Source organism: Ammoniphilus sp. CFH 90114, assembly GCF_004123195.1.
Lineage (GTDB): Bacteria > Bacillota > Bacilli > Aneurinibacillales > RAOX-1 > YIM-78166.
In genome coordinates this window covers 36,759-54,525 of the sequence record NZ_SDLI01000009.1, presented here as the reverse complement: position 1 = coordinate 54,525, position 17,767 = coordinate 36,759, and the positions used below count along the sequence as shown (strand labels likewise).

Here is a 17,767-nt window from a genome sequence, read left to right as displayed (position 1 = left end):
CACAATGCTTTAATATGCTTCAACAACAAGTATACATATTTAGGAGGGGTAAAGGTGTCATTATTTCAACGCTATGAGATGCCCACAAGTGGAGAGAAAATTACAGTTGAGAACGGAAAGTTAAATGTACCAAACAATCCTATCATTCCTTTCATTGAAGGGGATGGAACAGGCCCAGATATCTGGAACGCTTCTGTTCGAGTTCTAGATGCAGCAGTAGAAAAGGCATATAATGGTGAAAAGAAGATCGCTTGGTATGAAGTATTTGCTGGAGAAAAAGCCTATAACGCCTATGGTGAATGGTTGCCTCAAGATACTTTGACTGCGGTCACAGAATACTTGGTTGCTATTAAAGGACCTTTAACAACTCCGGTTGGTGGAGGAATCCGCTCTATTAACGTTGCTCTTCGTCAAGAGTTAGATCTATATGCATGCCTTCGTCCTGTTCAATACTTTGAAGGAGTTCCGTCTCCGGTGAAGCATCCTGAACTTACAGACATGGTGATCTTCCGTGAGAACACAGAGGATATCTATGCAGGTATCGAGTGGGCTGAAGGATCTGAAGAGGTGAAGAAAGTTCTTGCTTTCTTACAGAATGAGATGGGAGTCAAGAAAATTCGTTTCCCAGAAACTTCTGGTCTTGGTATCAAGCCTGTTTCTAAGGAAGGGACTAGCCGTTTAGTACGTGCAGCTATCCAGTATGCTATTGATAACAACCGTAAGAGTGTAACTCTTGTTCATAAAGGTAACATCATGAAGTTTACTGAAGGAGCTTTCAAGACTTGGGGTTATGAGCTAGCTGAAGCTGAGTTCGCCGACAAGGTATTCACTTGGGCTCAATATGACCGTATTAAGGATGAGCAGGGAACAGATGCGGCAAACAAGGCTCAATCTGATGCTGAAGCAGCAGGAAAGATCATTGTGAAGGATGTCATCGCTGACGCTTTCTTACAACAGATTCTTACTCGTCCTGCGGAATACGATGTTGTTGCCACTTTGAACTTGAACGGAGATTATATCTCTGATGCACTTGCAGCTCAAGTAGGTGGAATCGGTATTGCACCAGGTGCAAACGTAAACTATGTAACCGGGCATGCAATCTTCGAAGCGACTCATGGTACAGCTCCTAAATATGCTGGATTAGATAAAGTTAACCCTTCTTCTGTCATCTTATCTGGTGAGATGATGCTTCGTCACCTTGGTTGGACAGAGGCAGCTGACCTTATCATTAATTCTATCGAGAAGACAATCTCGAGCAAGCGAGTTACTTATGACTTCGCTCGTTTAATGGAAGGTGCCACTGAGTTGAAGGCCTCCGAGTTCGGAGATGAACTAATCAAGAATATGTAATTAGTAATTAAAATTGAGTGGGGGGTATTATAATGGCTTTCAAACGTAGAAAAGTTGCTGTTATCGGCGCCGGTTTTACTGGTGCAACTACCGCTTTAATGTTGGCTCAAAAGGAATTAGGGGATGTTGTGTTGTTGGATATCCCTCAACTTGAAAATCCAACAAAGGGTAAAGCTCTAGATATGCTTGAAGCAAGCCCCGTACAAGGTTTTGATTCTAACATCATTGGTACTTCTAGCTATGAGGATATCCAAGATGCAGACATGGTTATTATTACAGCTGGGATCGCTCGTAAGCCAGGAATGAGCCGTGATGACCTAGTCAACACAAACGCTGGCATTATGAAGTCTGTTGCTGAGAATGTAGCGAAATATGCCCCAAACAGCTATATCATCGTTCTTAGCAATCCTGTCGATGCAATGACTTATGTTTGTTATAAGACAACTGGATTCCCTAAGAACCGTGTAATCGGGCAATCGGGTGTACTCGACACGGCACGCTTTAACACATTTGTATCTCAAGAGTTGAACGTATCCGTTGAAGATGTGTCTGGATTTGTTCTAGGTGGACACGGAGACGATATGGTACCGCTTGTACGTTACTCTTATGCAGGAGGAATTCCTCTAGAGAAGTTAATTCCTGCTGATCGCTTAGAGGCGATCGTTGAGCGTACACGTAAGGGTGGCGGAGAGATCGTTAACCTATTGGGTAACGGAAGTGCTTATTATGCTCCAGCTGCTTCTCTTGTACAAATGGCAGAAGCTATACTTAAGGATAAGAAGCGCATCTTGCCATCTGTTGCCTACCTAGAAGGAGAATATGGCTACAACGACCTTTACCTCGGTGTACCTACTATCCTAGGTGGAGACGGTATTGAAAAGATTCTTGAACTAGAATTAACAGAACAAGAAAAGGCTGCACTTGATAAGTCAGCTGATTCTGTTAGAAATGTAATGTCTATCTTAAGATAAAGTTTGAAACATCTAAGCCCAGGAACTTCCTGGGCTTTTGTGTATTCATAAATAACATCTTAACATTAGGTTAACAATTAATTTACAAAAGTTATGATATCATTAGTAAGAATAGATAGGAGGCAACTATGAATAAAAGAAAAGGTCTGATAATCACCTTCCTAGTTTTATGGACGCTAACCGGCTGCAGCATATTCCAAGCTTCGCCTGAGGAGATTGAACAATATAAGAGTGAATTTATAGCCCTTGTAGATGAAGCAGCAATAGAAGCAGAAAATGGACAAAAGGTGTTAGAAGAAGTGAGAAATAAGGTGGACAAAGAAGGGTTAAAAAAGACGAAAGCGCAAAATACGATCCTGAATGGAGTTTCTATTAGTAAGGCGATAAAGGAAGATGTAATTAAAGCTCAGATTCCAGAGGAGATGGAGCCGGTTCGGGAGAAGCTTCTTGCTTCCTTGAATAAGAGGATAGAGGCTTATGATCAGTTGTTTAAGTACTATGATTTTTTGGATGAGAAGCATCGGGTAAGCGGAGATGCTTTACTTGAAGAATCGTTTGAGTTATTTAGTGAAGTTTTACAAGATATTCAACAATTTAAACAATAGGAGACCCTTTTAAGATGGAAAAAATCTTAGTGGTTGAAGACGAATTATCGATTTCTACCTTAATCAAGTTTAACTTAGAGAAAGCAGGCTACACAGTCACGACGGCTATGGATGGCAAAGAAGGACTAGAAATAGCGAGAAGAGAGCTTCCTGATCTGATCGTGCTGGACTTAATGCTTCCTTTGATGGATGGCATGGAAGTATGCAAGACGTTAAGAATGGAGAAGAATAATACGCCGATCTTGATGCTTACCGCAAAGGATGAAGAATTAGACAAGATTCTAGGATTAGAATTAGGTGCAGATGACTACATGACGAAGCCCTTTAGTCCGCGAGAGGTGTTAGCAAGGGTAAGGGCTATATTGAGAAGATCAAAACAAACTCCAAACATGGCTGCTGAAACGGTAGAAGAGCAAGTATTTAGTATGGGGCCGTTACAAATCTTTCCTGAAAAATATGAAGCTACCTTCCATAATGAGAAATTAGAGCTTACCCCTAAGGAATTTGAGCTGTTGCTTTACTTGGCAAAAAATCAGGGGAGAGTAATGACCAGGGATCAGTTGCTCAATGCTGTATGGAATTATGATTATGTAGGGGATTCGCGTATTGTGGATGTCCATATATCCCATTTGCGTGAAAAGATTGAAGAAGACACGAAGCAGCCTAAGCACATTAAGACGGTACGTGGATTAGGCTATAAGTTTGAAGGGTAACGAACTATGCAATCTTTTAGCGTACGCTTAAATACCATTATTATTTCTATTATGGCCCTTATTCTCTTTCTTGTAGGCTTTTATGTTGCTGGGCTTATGGAGAAGGTCTACATTGATACACTGTCTGATCGTCTATCAAGAGAAGCTGATATTATTGCAGCCTCAATTGAATCGCATAAGGATCTTACGGATTTCTCCCCTATGGAATTACAGTCATTAGTGAATCGGTTCGCTGATGCCGGAACTTCCAGAGTCACCATAGTGGATTTAACCGGTCGAGTCTTGGCTGATTCAGAGGCAAATGCAAATCGTATGGATAACCATGCGACACGGCCAGAGATTGTGGATGCTCTTACGAATGGGAGAGGCCAATCTGTCCGTTTCAGTCATACGATTAATACGGACATGATCTATGTTGCCCATGTGGTTGGATACTCTGAGGGACAACCACGTGGAGTAGTAAGATTAAGTCTTTCCATTGTGAAGATTAATGACTTTATTCATAACTTGTGGTTTAGCTTAGCTGTGGGTATGGGAGCAGCCCTTCTATTAACCGTTATCGTGAGTTTGCTTGTATCTCGGCATATAACCAGACCTATTGTGGAGATTACGTCCGTAGCAAGAGAAATAACGAAGAAAAAATATGAGAGCCGGGTTCATATTAAGACGGAAGGCGAAGTTGGCCAATTAGCAAGTGCTCTTAATTATATGGCCTCAAGCTTAGAATCACAAATGAATGAAATTAAAGAGAACGAAGAAAAATTATTTGGTGTCCTTAACAATATGGTGAGTGGAGTCATTCTGATTGGGGAATCTAGAAGAATCCTATTAGTCAACCCTGCAATTGAAGGGTTTCTTGGCTATTCTGAGAAGTCCTTGATAGGAAAACTGCATATTGAAGCCGGTCTTAATTTCGGTTTAAGTCAGCTTATTGACCGTTGTTTCAAGACAGGAGAAAAAATCCGGGATGAAGTCCATATCTACTACCCGCATGAGAAAATTGTAGATGCCAATCTAGCCCCTTATACAACTGTTCACGGTGAAGTGAAGGGTGTTGTTGTTGTATTACATGATATTACATCGATTCGTAGACTGGAGAATTTGCGAAGTGAGTTTGTTGCGAATGTTTCTCATGAGCTGAAGACCCCTATAACGTCTATTAAGGGCTTCTCTGAGACGCTTTTGGACGGGGCCATGGAAGATAAAGATATTCTAAAACAATTCCTTGAAATCATAAATTCGGAAAGTGAACGATTGCATCGTCTGATCAATGATATTTTAGATTTGTCAAAGATTGAACAGAAACGCCTTCCACTGCAGATCAATACGGTTGACATTGCAAGCTTACTGAATACGATTTATCAAAATCTGCAAGATAAAGTAACTAAGAAGCGTATAAAAGTAGAACTCCCGACGATTAAGGTTCTTGAAGTGGAAGCAGACCGTGATCGTCTGCAACAGGTAGTTATCAATTTAATTGATAATGCTATAACTTATACGCCAGAAGGAGGAGCGATTACGATTGATCTTCTAGATCATGGAGACAGTATCGAGCTTTCCGTAAAAGATAATGGAATTGGAATACCCGATAGTGAAATTCACCGCATTTTTGAACGGTTTTACCGAGTAGATAAGGGGCGGGCCAGAAACTCAGGCGGGACTGGTTTAGGGTTGGCCATCGTAAAGCATCTAGTTGAATCTCATCATGGGAAGGTTATGGTGACAAGTAAAGAAGGGCAGGGAAGTACGTTTACCCTTACCTTACCGAAGTGTCAACCTTAACATAAATTAAATATTTTATTCATGTCAGCTTAATAATGATCCTCTATAATTGTTGAGAATGGAATATTGGATGATTCCTTAAATAATATAAGGGGATGACTTTCAGTGAAAAGACAATCTTTTGATGATCATCTTGAACATTTGCATCGAACACTTTTATCAATGGCTACACTAGTGGAAGAAAATGTATTCAAGTCCGTTAAATCTTTAGTCGATCAAAATGATGTATTAGCACATCATGTTATTAAACAAGATGAAGTGATTAATTCACTTGAACTTGAGATAGAAATGGGTTGTTTCCGAACGATTGCCCTACAGCAACCAGTTGGTTCAGATTTAAGAAAGATTGGCTCCATGTTAAAAATATCGGCCGATCTTGAGCGAATGGGCGATTACGCAACGAGCATCTCAAAGACGGCCATCCGTTTGCGAAGTGAGGAGTATGTAAAACCTCTTATTGATATCCCAAAAATGGCAACATACGTAAGCGAAATGGTGCGTGACGCTCTGAATGCTTATGTTGCCAGTGATCAGGAAGAGGCGTTGAAAATTGCGAAGCGGGATGATGTGGTGGATAAGTACTACTCCACTATTTTTGATGATTTGATTATGGTTATGCAACAGGATTCGAAGAATATCCACCAAGGAAGTCACTTGCTGCTTGTCGCGCAATATTTAGAGCGTATTGCGGATCATGTGACCAATATATGTGAATGGATCGTTTATATGAAGACTGGGGAAATTAAAGCACTAAATATTTAAAAAAGGTATTGTCCGGGATGTAAACGGACAATACCTTTTTTTCTTTAAGATTGAAACCATTGGAACGTAAAATAACAGATTCGACCTATAATATAAATCAAAATAAGCGAGAAGAGAATCTTCTTAGGGGCGCTTAAATTTTTAATGTATTCTTTAAGATTAGGGGATTCCTCATTGGGATTCATCATTTTGGTTTCTAATTCCTTTCTTATTCGACAGTTTCCTGGGAAATGTTCATAAGTTCGACTGCGTTACTTTCATAATACAGGATAGAAAGAAAAACAAAAAGGCAATCACCTAAAGTCGTTCATATCAACTTTAGAGATCGCCTTTTTCGTATGATTATTGTCCTACATTAATGAATGGGGTTGCACCGCCTGTAACGTTTGGCAATTTACCATCCCATTTTTGTATAGCTTGTAGTTGAGCTTCAATTTGACGTAATTGAATCAATTCTTGAGTTACTTCTTGTTTCTGTAGTCTTAGAGCTTCAGCTTGTGCTTGTGCTCTTGTGATCTCTTGCTCTTTTTCAATCTTAATTCTTTCAAGGTCAAGTTTAGATTTTAACGCTTGTTGTTCAGCAATTTGTTTTGCTTCAATAGCTCGGTTGTAGTCTTCACTAAACTCAAATGTGGTAATATTAATTTCATCGAGAACCATGTTGTAGACGCCTAGTTTACCGGATAATACTTCTTTTACTTTAGCACTCACTTCAGAACGCTTAGAGATTAATTCTTCTGCTGTATATTGAGCTGTAACTGCTTTCAACGCTTCACCAATGGCTGGATCTACAATACGAGTTTGATATTGAAGACCTACACGTTGATAAAGACTATTTACTCCTTCAGGAGATAAGTGGTAGTTAACAGCGATCGTAGTTGAAACGGTTTGAAGATCTCGTGAAGCGGAAACCTGCGCCGATTCGGTCTTCTGTACACGTACTTCAACAGGTACTATGGTTTGGATAAAAGGAATTTTAAAGTGCAAACCCTCGTTTAGTACTTTTGGTTGTACGGCTCCTAACTGTAAAACTACGCCTCTGTGACCAGCTTCAACAATGACAAAGGATTGGAATGCAAGGATAACTAAAAGAGCTAAAATAACAATACCAGTTACACCTTTAGACAAGTTCTGAGGGTTCGGATATTGAACCACGTTTTTATCGTCCATCTATTGAATCTCCTTTCACTTATTTAGAATTTATTTTACACACGACTATATACGTAACCTCTAGGCAATAAGTTTCATTTTTTATTTCGAATTTTACTTACCTATTTAGGAAATTTAATGGTATTGAAGGTTTTTGCTAGCTTTACTTCGCTTATGTTAAGATGAGGAAATGGAATGAAAAAGCTTGGGGGAATGAAGCATTGGATAAAAAGTTGGTTGTTATTGATGGGAACAGTATTGCTAATCGGGCATTTTATGCGTTGCCTCCACTAAGTAATGCCAGTGGTATGCATACGAATGCAGTATATGGATTTACCACCATGTTGTTAAGAGTGCTCGAAGAACAAAAGCCTACACACCTGCTCGTCGCCTTCGATGCTGGCAAAGTTGTATTCCGTCACCAAGACTATCAAGATTATAAAGGCGGGAGACAAAAGACGCCGGGGGAACTATCGGAACAGTTTCCTTACATGAAGGAGCTCCTCGATGCGTTCGGTATTGTCCGATACGAACTTGCTGGATATGAGGCTGATGATATCATCGGGACTCTGACTAAGCAAGCTGATGAAGAGGACATTCCAGCTATCGTAGTAACAGGGGATAAGGATATGCTTCAGCTGGTCTCCGATCATGTGCACGTGGCACTAACACGTAAGGGTATAAGTGAAGTGGAATGGTTTACACCAGACAGTATAAAAGAAAAGTATGGATTGTCCCCAAGTCAAATTATTGATTTAAAAGGACTTATGGGAGACGCATCAGATAATATACCGGGAATTCCAGGTGTTGGTGAAAAAACGGCCCTCAAGCTTTTACATGAATACGGGAACGTAGAAAGTGTACTTGAACATGTGGATGATATATCAGGTAAGAAGCTAAAAGAAAAGATTAAGGAACATCGAGATGATGCAGTTAAAAGTAAGGAACTAGCGACCATTTTGCGAAGCGCTCCCATTGAAATTGATTTAGACTCCACCGAGTATAAAGATTATGACCAGAACAAGGTGTTAGATATATTCAAGAAGTTTGAGTTTAAGTCCCTTATGGAACGATTAGGTTCTGTAGAAGACACCCAAGAGATTTTAGAAGAAGATTTTGAGTTTACTATTGTCACTCTAGGTAACCTAGAATCGTATGAGCGGTACCTTACCGAGCCTTGCGCCCTCCATGTTGAATTAGACGGTGAAAATTACCACCGGAGTAGGATTATAGGCATAGGAGTAACATGTGGAGATACAAGCTTTTATGTACCCGAATCGGTAATTCATAAGTGGTCTGTTTTTCAAGATTGGCTGCAAGGATCGAGTCCTAAGGTAATCCATGATGTCAAAAGGGCTGCTGTCTCCTTAAAGTGGCATGACCTCATACTGAACGGTATTTCCTTTGATGTAAAGCTTGCTTCGTACCTATTGAATCCATCAGAAACGGACTTTAGCTTAAGAGAAGTAGCCAAGCGATCTATTGGTATGGCTTTACCTGCCGATGATTCCATCTACAAAAAATTGTCCGGGAAGAAGGGCCAATTGTCGGAAACCGAAGTGGCAGAACAGAACGCAAAGAGGTCTCTGGCTGTTCAGAAGTGTTCGGACAGACTGCGCTCTAAGATTGAAGAGGATCAAATGAGTTCCTTATATTATGAACTCGAACTTCCTTTGTCGTTTGTTCTAGGTGAGATGGAGCATACAGGCATATCCGTAGACAAGGATAAGTTAGAGAAGATGGGTCATGAGTTAGATGAACAACTCCGGAAGTTAACAAAGGAAATACATCTTCTTGCAGGAGTAGAGTTTAATATTAATTCGCCCAAACAATTAGGAGAAATTTTGTTTGATAAATTACAACTACCTGTCATAAAAAAGACGAAGACAGGTTATTCAACCAATGCAGAGGTTTTAGAGAAGCTTCATGACCGTCACGAGATCGTGCCTAAAATTCTTCACTTCAGACAACTAGGGAAGTTGTATTCTACTTATATTGAGGGGTTAATGAAGGAGATTAATCCTAAAACCCACAAGATTCATACTTCCTATAACCAAGCCACTACGGCTACGGGAAGATTGAGCAGTACAGAGCCTAATCTTCAAAACATTCCTATTCGACTAGAAGAGGGTAAAAGAATCCGCCAGGCTTTTATCCCAACGAATCCAGATTGGGTCATCCTAGCAGCAGACTATTCACAGATTGAATTGAGGGTGCTAGCTCATATTGCAGATGACGAAAATCTAAAAGAAGCTTTCTTACAAGGAGCAGATATTCATACCAAAACGGCAATGGATGTATTCGGTGTATCTGCTGACCAAGTTAATTCGGATATGAGAAGGCAGGCTAAGGCAGTTAACTTTGGGATTGTGTATGGGATTAGCGATTACGGCTTATCTCAGAACTTAAACATTACACGAAAAGAAGCAGCATCGTTTATTGAAAAATATTTCGATGTGTTCACGGGTGTACAGCATTATATGGACGACATCGTTAAAAAGGCGAGGAAAGACGGTTACGTCACTACTCTGTTAAACCGGAGGAGATATCTTCCCGAGATTAACCATAGTAATTTTAATATTAGGAGCTTTGCTGAGCGTACAGCCATGAATACTCCGATACAAGGAACAGCTGCCGATATTATTAAATTGGCTATGGTTAATATGAGAGCAGTTTTAAAGGACAAGCAACTAAAAAGCAAAATGCTCTTACAAGTACACGATGAATTAGTATTTGAGGTGCCAAAGGAAGAGCTTGAGCTTATGAGAAACCTTGTACCTGAAGTGATGGAACAGGCGATGGAACTGAATGTGCCACTTAAGGCTGATGTGAGCGATGGAGAAACATGGTATGATGCCAAATAGGGGGTAGCCGAAGGTGCCTGAACTTCCAGAGGTGGAAACAGTACGAAGAACGCTAAGCAAATTAGTAGCAGGAAAGAAAATTGGCAATGTAAGTGTATTCTTACCTCGAATTATTCGCAGACCACATGATATTTTCGAATTTAATTTATTATTAGAGGGACAAGTCATTGAGGATGTGGCACGCAGAGGGAAATTTCTTAAAATCGTGTTTCAAGATGTTGTGCTCGTTTCCCACTTGCGAATGGAAGGAAGATATGGAATATATCAACAGGATGAGCCCGTTGAAAAGCATACCCATGTGATTTTTCATTTCACAGATGGTACGGAACTGCGTTATCGAGACGTGCGGCAATTTGGAACTATGGAAATTTGGCCACGGGGGGAAGAGGAAGTTCATCCCCCATTGAGTAAGCTTGGTCCAGAACCATTAGATCAAGAATTCACCTTAGAACGATTCAAAGCTTTGATTAAAGGAAAAAAAACAAAAATCAAGCCTTTATTACTGAACCAGGAATTCATTGTAGGACTAGGGAATATTTATGTTGATGAAGCTCTTTATGAGTCGAAGATCCATCCTGAGACGGAAGCACACCAACTTTCTGCAAGAAGAATAGCAGACCTCTATAGAGCAATTAGAGAGACACTTGATGAAGCCGTTCAGCTTGGGGGAAGTTCCATTAAATCCTATGTCAACGGGCAAGGGGAAATGGGGATGTTCCAACAACAGCTTAAGGCTTATGGGCGAAACGGGCAACCATGTCTTCGTTGTGGAGAAGAGTTAAGGAAAACAGTTGTCGGAGGGAGAGGGACTCATTTTTGTCCCAAGTGCCAAAAGAGACCTAAAACTTAAATTCTAGGCACAGCCTATTTTCTTCGCCATATCATAGTTATATGTTGCTATGGTAAGGAGGGAAGACACGCAAATGGAGTTTTTTTCCCTATTTGCACTGGCTTTTGCAGTGAGTCTAGATAGTTTTGGAGTAGGGATTAGTTATGGACTAAGAAGAATAAAGATACCTATTCTCTCTATACTTATTATTACAAGCTGTTCTGCTGTTCTTGTGCTGGTTTCTATGCAGCTTGGCAAGTGGTTTTCAGGATTCATTAGTATGGGCACTGCCAATCTCATTGGGGCTTTCATATTGATTGGAATAGGATGCTGGGCGATATTTAATTTGTATCTTAATCGAGAAACGAATCAGATAGAACCCCCTTTAACATCATCAACAACTCAAGTAGATACGTTAGATTCTTCCGAGCCACGCCAAGTCTTAAATATTGAGATTAAGACTTTAGGTTTAGTAATTCATATACTAAAAAAGCCTACTGCAGCAGACGTCGACCGATCTGGGACGATTACTGGAGCGGAGGCAGCGGTGCTAGGTGTTGCCCTATCTTTAGATGGGTTTGGAGCAGGAATTGGTGCAGCTCTTATGGGGTATTCTCCATGGTTAACTGCGGTATTGTTTTCTGTATTATGTACAACTTTCATTCTTATGGGGTTGAGGCTTGGTTTTGTTTACTCGAATAGTCAATGGATTAAAAGAATGTCTTTTATCCCTGGAGTGATCTTAATATTGTTTGGAATATCAAAAATTTTGTAGAGAGATCGAGAGGAAAGATTTGGCCATGATCGTCGGTTTAACAGGTGGAATTGCTTGTGGTAAAAGTACTGTAGCTAGAATGTTTGAACAGCTTGGATGTGTTATTATTGATGCAGATCAAGTGGCTCGTGAGGTAGTGGCACCTGGGGAGGAAGGTCTTGAAGCGGTAGTTCGTCGCTTCGGACCCTCTGTCCTAAATGAAGATGGTACGCTAGATCGAAAATCTCTCGGAGATCTTGTCTTCAAGGAAGAAAAGGCTCGTCAAGACCTCAATGCCATTCTGCACCCTCTTATACGTAAGAGAATGAATCAGAAGAAAGAAAAAGCACTGAAGGATCATCCCCCGCTTATTATTATGGATATTCCTCTACTGTATGAATCCAAGCAGGAGCAGACGGTTGAGGCTGTCATAGTTGTCTATGTTTCTCCTGATGAGCAATTGAGGAGATTGATGGAAAGAGATCATCTTACATATGATGATGCCAAGAGACGGATCAACTCGCAATGGTCCATTGAAGAAAAAAAACAACGTGCAGATTATCTAGTTGACAACAGTGGATCATTATTCGAAACAAGGGAGCAGGTTGAATCGCTATTTTTTAAATTAGTTAAGGAAATTGGGAATGATGGAATTAAATCTTAATCGGAAGTTCACCTTGTTAGTTCTTCTACTAATATTGTTTTATCTGTTAAACAGCCCCCCATTCTGGAAGGCTATGTATCCCGTTTATTATGAAGACCTGGTAAATGATGCAACAGAACAATATCAGGTAGACCCAAACTTGGTGTATGCAATCATACAGATAGAAAGTAATTTTAAGCAGGAGCGAGTATCTAACAAGGGCGCCACAGGTTTAATGCAAATTATGCCGGACACAGCTGCTTGGGTTATTCAACAAGCTCAAATGCCCGAAGAGTACATTCATCGCATAAACGACCCTAAGATAAACATTCAGATTGGTTCATGGTATCTTGCTTTTCTAGAGAGAAAGTTTCATCGGAATCATTATGCAGTTATCGCGTCATATAATGCAGGACCAGGGAATGTAGAGAGATGGTTGCGTGAAAACACATGGGATGGAACGTATCAGAACTTAAGTGAAATTCCATTTGGAGAGACTAGACATTATATACAAAGGGTATTATATTTTTATGGTAAGTATCAAGAGGTATATCAATAAGACAAGTTGAAGTCATGATAAATGGCTTTTTTTTTTTTTGTATAGTAGCAAAAAGGGGGGCTAATTGACTTTGTCAATTAGCTGAAAATTTAGAATTAAGTTATTTTGTATTAACCGATTGAAAAATGTGTCATACTTATTATAATAAATAAGAGAAATAGTGTGTGATAAATCTGGAAGGGGAACGGATTAATGATAACAAAAATAGGGATAAATGGATTTGGGCGAATTGGCAGAATGGTGTTTCGGAAGGCCATCTCTGACCCGAATATTGAAGTTGTGGCAATTAATGCTAGTTACCCTGCAGAAACTCTAGCCCATCTTATAAAGTATGACACAATACACGGAACGATTGCAGATCAGATTGAAGTGAAAGACAATGCAATCATCGTAAATGGAAAAGAAACCAAACTTTTAAGTGATAGAGATCCTAGCCATCTTCCTTGGGGTGAGCTTGGGGTAGAGGTGGTTGTAGAAGCAACTGGTAAGTTCATTGATAAAGAAGGAGCTGGGAAGCATATTGCTGCCGGTGCTAAGAAAGTTGTTATTACAGCGCCAGGGAAAAATGAAGATGTTACAATCGTAATGGGAGTGAACGAGAACGACTTTGACTATGAGTCCCACACGGTTATCTCCAATGCTTCTTGTACAACGAATTGCTTAGCTCCTGTAGCTAAGGTGCTAGATGAAGCGTTTGGAATCGAGTATGGTATGATGACGACAGTCCATTCCTATACGAACGATCAGAAGAATCTAGATAACCCTCATAAGGACTTAAGAAGAGCTCGAGCTTGTGCTCAAGCGATCATCCCTACTTCTACAGGTGCTGCAAAAGCAGTAGGTAAGGTTCTTCCACACCTTAAGGGTAAGTTGAATGGATTAGCTCTACGTGTACCAACTCCTAATGTTTCTATTGTGGATCTTGTTGTGAACGTGAAGAAGTCCGTTACGTTAGAAGAAGTTAATCGTGTGCTTAAAGAAGCAGCAGAAGGCCCGATGAAGAATTATATTGAATACACTGAGGCTCCTCTTGTATCAAGCGATTTTAATGGAAACGAACATTCTTCCATTGTAGATGGTCTTTCCACTATGGTCATGAACGATCAACAAGTAAAAGTTCTTATCTGGTATGATAACGAGTGGGGATATTCTTGCCGTGTATTAGACTTGGTGAAGCATGTATCTCAAGCCGTAAATGAAAAGAAAAAGCAAGAAATGACCGTGTAGTCTAATATTATAAAGCTGTTCCTTTGGATTTTGTTAATCCTAATGGAACAGCTTTTTCCTTTTTATCCCTTATTGTGGTACTGTTTGGTATGCACTCCTAAATAGCATGAAACAAAGGAAATAGGAAACGATAAGTACAAGGCCAAAGGGGGGAATGTAATGAATCAGGTGGAACAGTATTCAATGGAAACCCTAGGAAAGCACGTCATCGCTGAATTATGGGGATGCAATCCAAACATGTTGGATAATCTCGAGATGACAGAAAAAGTGATGGTGGATGCCGCTCTTGAGGCTGGAGCCGAGGTAAGAGAAGTAACCTTTCATAAATTCAATCCTCAAGGAATTAGTGGTGTCGTTGTCATTTCTGAGTCCCATTTAACCATACACACGTTTCCAGAACATGGTTATGCAAGTGTAGACGTTTATACCTGTGGAGAAACTATTGACCCGAAGGTTGCGGCCCAAGCAATCGCTGAGTACTTAGAAGCCAAAACCATTGACAGCATTGAAATCCCAAGAGGTCAGGGTCCGCTTCCGAAATTGGTTCAATCTCCCGTAAGAGAGTATACACGAGTATAAAATAAATCATCGTCTTACTTTGTTTATCCCTAGGAGGAACAGGTGAGGCGTTTTTTTTGTATATTGGTGTCGAAAATCTTAACAATAAATTTACAATGTCTTAAAGTAAACTCAACATTCCTTCTATAAAATCAGTAATTGAGTTCCGAAATAAATCACAACAAGATTTGACAAGGTCGTTTATTTAAAGGAGGAAACCACGTGTTAGAAACTGCTCCTGTAGATGGGACAGCCACCCAGTTAAAGTCCCAAGCGTCGCATAACTTTGATCGTGTTTCAAACATAAAGAAGAAGCCGCCTATCAGTGAGAGGATTGTTCCGGCCATACTACTACTCTGTGCGCTTGTTTCAGTATTTACAACGATAGGTATTATAGGTACTTTATTGTTGGAAACCATAGAGTTCTTCAAAGTAGTTAGCGTTATTGAATTTTTTACAGGTACGAAATGGGCTCCATTATTTAAGCCACAGTATTTTGGTATTCTTCCTTTAATTACAGGTACCTTACTTATTGCTTTCATAGCCAGTTTAGTTGCCGTTCCAATTGGACTTGCTAGCGCGATATATTTAAGTGAATATGCACCACCAAAAGTAAGAAAGACAGTCAAGCCAATATTAGAGATCTTGGCTGGTATACCAACGATAGTTTATGGATTTTTTGCTCTTACCTTGGTCACCCCTTTAATACGATTTTTCTTACCTGGAACAGATTTTTTTAATGCACTAAGTGCAGGAATTGTTGTTGGGATTATGATTATTCCAATGGTGGCATCCCTTAGTGAAGATGCGATGACAGCTGTACCTCGCTCCTTGAGAGAAGGTGCTTTAGCTCTTGGTGCAACCAAGCTAGAAACTTCATTGAAGGTTGTTGTTCCTGCTGCGCTTTCGGGAATTGTTGCCTCTGTCGTGCTTTCTCTTTCTCGTGCGGTAGGGGAGACGATGATTGTAACTCTTGCTGCTGGTGCTACCCCTAAGATGGCCTTTAATCCATTAGAGAGTATTCAGACAATGACGGCATATATCGTTCAGATTAGTCATGGAGATGCTCCGTTTGGTACTATTGAATATTTATCTCTTTATGCTGTAGGATCTACATTGTTTGTCATGACATTGGTTATGAATATGCTAGCTCAATATATCAGTCGTAAATATAGGGAGGAATACTAATGAAATCTTCCTTCACAGCAGAAAACAAACAAATTGAAGCTAGAAAACGTAAAGATAAAGGTTATAAGTTACTATTTCTTTCTGCCACAATGTTCGGGGTAATAGTACTTGCTATATTAATTTTGGATGTATTACAGAAGGGCTCTGGGGCAATAAATATGAATTTTTTAAGTAATTTCCCATCCCGTTTTGCTGAGAAGGCTGGATTGAAATCTGCCTTGTTTGGGACGCTGTGGATGATCGGTCTTACAGCACCGATGGCCTTTATCTTAGGAGTAGGAACGGCGTTATATTTAGAGGAGTACGCTAAGAAGAACTGGCTGACTAGGTTAATTCAGACCAACATTTCTAATCTTGCTGGTGTTCCATCTATTGTATACGGACTTTTAGGTTTAACTATATTTGTTCGAATGTTTTCTTTAGACGGCAGTGTGATGGCTGGAGCACTTACAATGACCTTGCTCATCCTTCCAGTCATTATCGTTGCGTCACAAGAAGCATTGCGCAGTGTTTCTGATTCTCTTCGACATGCGTCGTTTGCATTAGGAGCCACAAAATGGCAGACCATCTTGCGCGTCATTTTACCTTCAGCGTTGCCTGGAATTATTACAGGAAATATCCTTGCTCTTTCTCGTGCTATTGGTGAAACCGCACCGTTAGTAGTTGTAGGGGCAGCAGCCTTTATTGCCTTTACACCGCAAAGCCCAATGGATCCTTTTACCGTGTTGCCTATTCAGATCTATAACTGGGTGTCGAGACCTCAAGAAGCTTTCCATGCGTTAGCAGCAGGTGGAATCATTGTATTATTAGTGGTTTTATTATCGATGAACGCAGTTGCTGTGATGATCCGTAATAAGTTTCAGAAAAAGATGGACTAGTGGGAGGGTACAAACATGATAGCTACTAATCAATATGTATTTAATATAGAAAACCTTAAGCTCTGGTATGGGGAAGATCTTGCGCTTAAGAATATCAATATGAATATAAAGAAAAATGAAGTAACAGCGATTATAGGACCGTCTGGCTGTGGGAAGTCAACCTTACTAAAAACGTTTAATAGAATGGTTGACCTAGTGCCTGGTGTAAAAGTAGAAGGAAAGATTAATTACCATGGTGTGAATATCTATGATAGAGACATCAATTTAGAGCAACTTAGAACGACAGTAGGTATGGTATTCCAAAAGCCTAATCCATTTCCAAAGTCCATTTATGAGAATGTAGTTTTTGGTCAGAGAATCCATGGAAATAATAAAAAGTCTGAGCTTGATGAAATTGTTGAAAAGAGCTTGAAGGGTGTAGCCCTTTGGGACGAGGTAAAGGATCGTCTACACGAACCGGCCACTGGTCTTTCTGGAGGACAACAACAAAGATTATGTATTGCTCGATGCATTGCTGTTGAACCGGATGTCATTCTCATGGATGAACCAACATCTGCACTTGATCCCATATCTACAATGAAGATTGAAGAATTGCTTCACGACCTAAAAGAAAGATTTAGTATTGTTATTGTAACTCATAATATGCAGCAAGCTGCTCGTTCCTCGGATCAGACGGCGTTTATGTTAACTGGTGAGCTTGTAGAATTTGAAAAGACGGAGAAGCTTTTCACTAACCCTACAGATAAAAGAACAGAAGATTACGTAATGGGTCGATTTGGTTGATTTTCTACAAATGCGAGATGGAGAATTACGCGAGGCAGGGTACTTACCCTGCTCTTTTTTTATATCTTTATACTTCCTTAAAACATAATTAATATTCGTTTGATAGCATTAAACCGAAAATACATAATCGTTTGGCGGAGCTGGAGGTAAAG

At 40.0% G+C, this 17,767-nt stretch carries 17 protein-coding genes; 16 read left to right on the top strand and 1 reads right to left on the bottom strand.

Annotation, left to right across the window (positions count from 1 at the left end):
* Positions 1-78: 78 nt before the first annotated feature.
* From icd to phoU, 6 genes are all read left to right on the top strand, one after another.
* Positions 79-1,350 (top strand): NADP-dependent isocitrate dehydrogenase, encoded by a 1,272-nt coding sequence (icd, locus tag EIZ39_RS18815; protein WP_129202017.1) that lies wholly within the window; start codon positions 79-81, stop codon positions 1,348-1,350.
* A 32-nt stretch (positions 1,351-1,382) separates the two neighbouring features.
* Positions 1,383-2,321, top strand: coding sequence for a malate dehydrogenase (gene mdh, locus EIZ39_RS18810; protein WP_129201661.1), 939 nt, complete (start codon positions 1,383-1,385; stop codon positions 2,319-2,321).
* 128 nt (positions 2,322-2,449) lie between these two features.
* Positions 2,450-2,926: a hypothetical protein gene (locus EIZ39_RS18805; RefSeq protein WP_129201659.1), complete on the top strand. Its 477-nt coding sequence runs from the start codon at positions 2,450-2,452 to the stop codon at positions 2,924-2,926.
* A gap of 14 nt (positions 2,927-2,940) precedes the next feature.
* On the top strand, positions 2,941-3,639 hold the full coding sequence (locus EIZ39_RS18800) for a response regulator transcription factor (protein ID WP_129201657.1): 699 nt from the start codon (positions 2,941-2,943) through the stop codon (positions 3,637-3,639).
* Between the two features lie 6 nt (positions 3,640-3,645).
* Complete coding sequence (gene pnpS / locus EIZ39_RS18795) at positions 3,646-5,421, top strand: two-component system histidine kinase PnpS (RefSeq protein WP_129201655.1); 1,776 nt, start codon at positions 3,646-3,648, stop codon at positions 5,419-5,421.
* A gap of 105 nt (positions 5,422-5,526) precedes the next feature.
* Positions 5,527-6,183, top strand: a complete 657-nt coding sequence (phoU, locus tag EIZ39_RS18790; RefSeq protein WP_129201653.1) for a phosphate signaling complex protein PhoU — start codon at positions 5,527-5,529, stop codon at positions 6,181-6,183.
* Positions 6,184-6,525: 342 nt separating this feature from the next.
* Here the strand turns inward: phoU and EIZ39_RS18785 are convergent, their stop codons facing one another.
* On the bottom strand, positions 6,526-7,353 hold the full coding sequence (locus EIZ39_RS18785) for a prohibitin family protein (RefSeq protein ID WP_129201651.1): 828 nt from the start codon (positions 7,351-7,353) through the stop codon (positions 6,526-6,528).
* Between the two features lie 200 nt (positions 7,354-7,553).
* Between EIZ39_RS18785 and polA the strand changes: the two genes are divergently transcribed.
* The 10 genes from polA to pstB all read left to right on the top strand — a co-directional run bounded on the left by polA (position 7,554) and on the right by pstB (position 17,615).
* Entirely contained in the window at positions 7,554-10,196 is a 2,643-nt protein-coding gene (polA, locus tag EIZ39_RS18780) for a DNA polymerase I (protein ID WP_240675875.1), read from the top strand.
* A gap of 13 nt (positions 10,197-10,209) precedes the next feature.
* Positions 10,210-11,046, top strand: a complete 837-nt coding sequence (gene mutM / locus EIZ39_RS18775; RefSeq protein WP_129201647.1) for a DNA-formamidopyrimidine glycosylase — start codon at positions 10,210-10,212, stop codon at positions 11,044-11,046.
* A gap of 73 nt (positions 11,047-11,119) precedes the next feature.
* Positions 11,120-11,800: a sporulation membrane protein YtaF gene (gene ytaF, locus EIZ39_RS18770; RefSeq protein ID WP_129201645.1), complete on the top strand. Its 681-nt coding sequence runs from the start codon at positions 11,120-11,122 to the stop codon at positions 11,798-11,800.
* A gap of 25 nt (positions 11,801-11,825) precedes the next feature.
* Positions 11,826-12,443, top strand: coding sequence for a dephospho-CoA kinase (coaE, locus tag EIZ39_RS18765; RefSeq protein ID WP_129202015.1), 618 nt, complete (start codon positions 11,826-11,828; stop codon positions 12,441-12,443).
* A complete protein-coding gene (locus EIZ39_RS18760; protein ID WP_240675874.1) occupies positions 12,424-12,981 on the top strand; it encodes a lytic transglycosylase domain-containing protein in 558 nt (185 codons plus the stop codon). The genes coaE and EIZ39_RS18760 overlap by 20 nt, the downstream gene beginning before the upstream one ends.
* A 192-nt stretch (positions 12,982-13,173) precedes the next feature.
* Positions 13,174-14,208: a glyceraldehyde-3-phosphate dehydrogenase gene (locus tag EIZ39_RS18755; RefSeq protein ID WP_129201642.1), complete on the top strand. Its 1,035-nt coding sequence runs from the start codon at positions 13,174-13,176 to the stop codon at positions 14,206-14,208.
* Between the two features lie 183 nt (positions 14,209-14,391).
* Complete coding sequence (gene speD, locus EIZ39_RS18750; protein WP_129202011.1) at positions 14,392-14,787, top strand: adenosylmethionine decarboxylase; 396 nt, start codon at positions 14,392-14,394, stop codon at positions 14,785-14,787.
* A gap of 282 nt (positions 14,788-15,069) precedes the next feature.
* On the top strand, positions 15,070-15,954 hold the full coding sequence (gene pstC / locus EIZ39_RS18745) for a phosphate ABC transporter permease subunit PstC (protein WP_129202009.1): 885 nt from the start codon (positions 15,070-15,072) through the stop codon (positions 15,952-15,954).
* Complete coding sequence (gene pstA, locus EIZ39_RS18740; protein WP_129201640.1) at positions 15,954-16,832, top strand: phosphate ABC transporter permease PstA; 879 nt, start codon at positions 15,954-15,956, stop codon at positions 16,830-16,832. Before pstC ends, pstA begins: the two co-directional genes overlap by 1 nt.
* Positions 16,833-16,847: 15 nt before the next feature.
* Positions 16,848-17,615, top strand: coding sequence for a phosphate ABC transporter ATP-binding protein PstB (gene pstB / locus EIZ39_RS18735; protein WP_129201638.1), 768 nt, complete (start codon positions 16,848-16,850; stop codon positions 17,613-17,615).
* Positions 17,616-17,767 lie beyond the last annotated feature (152 nt).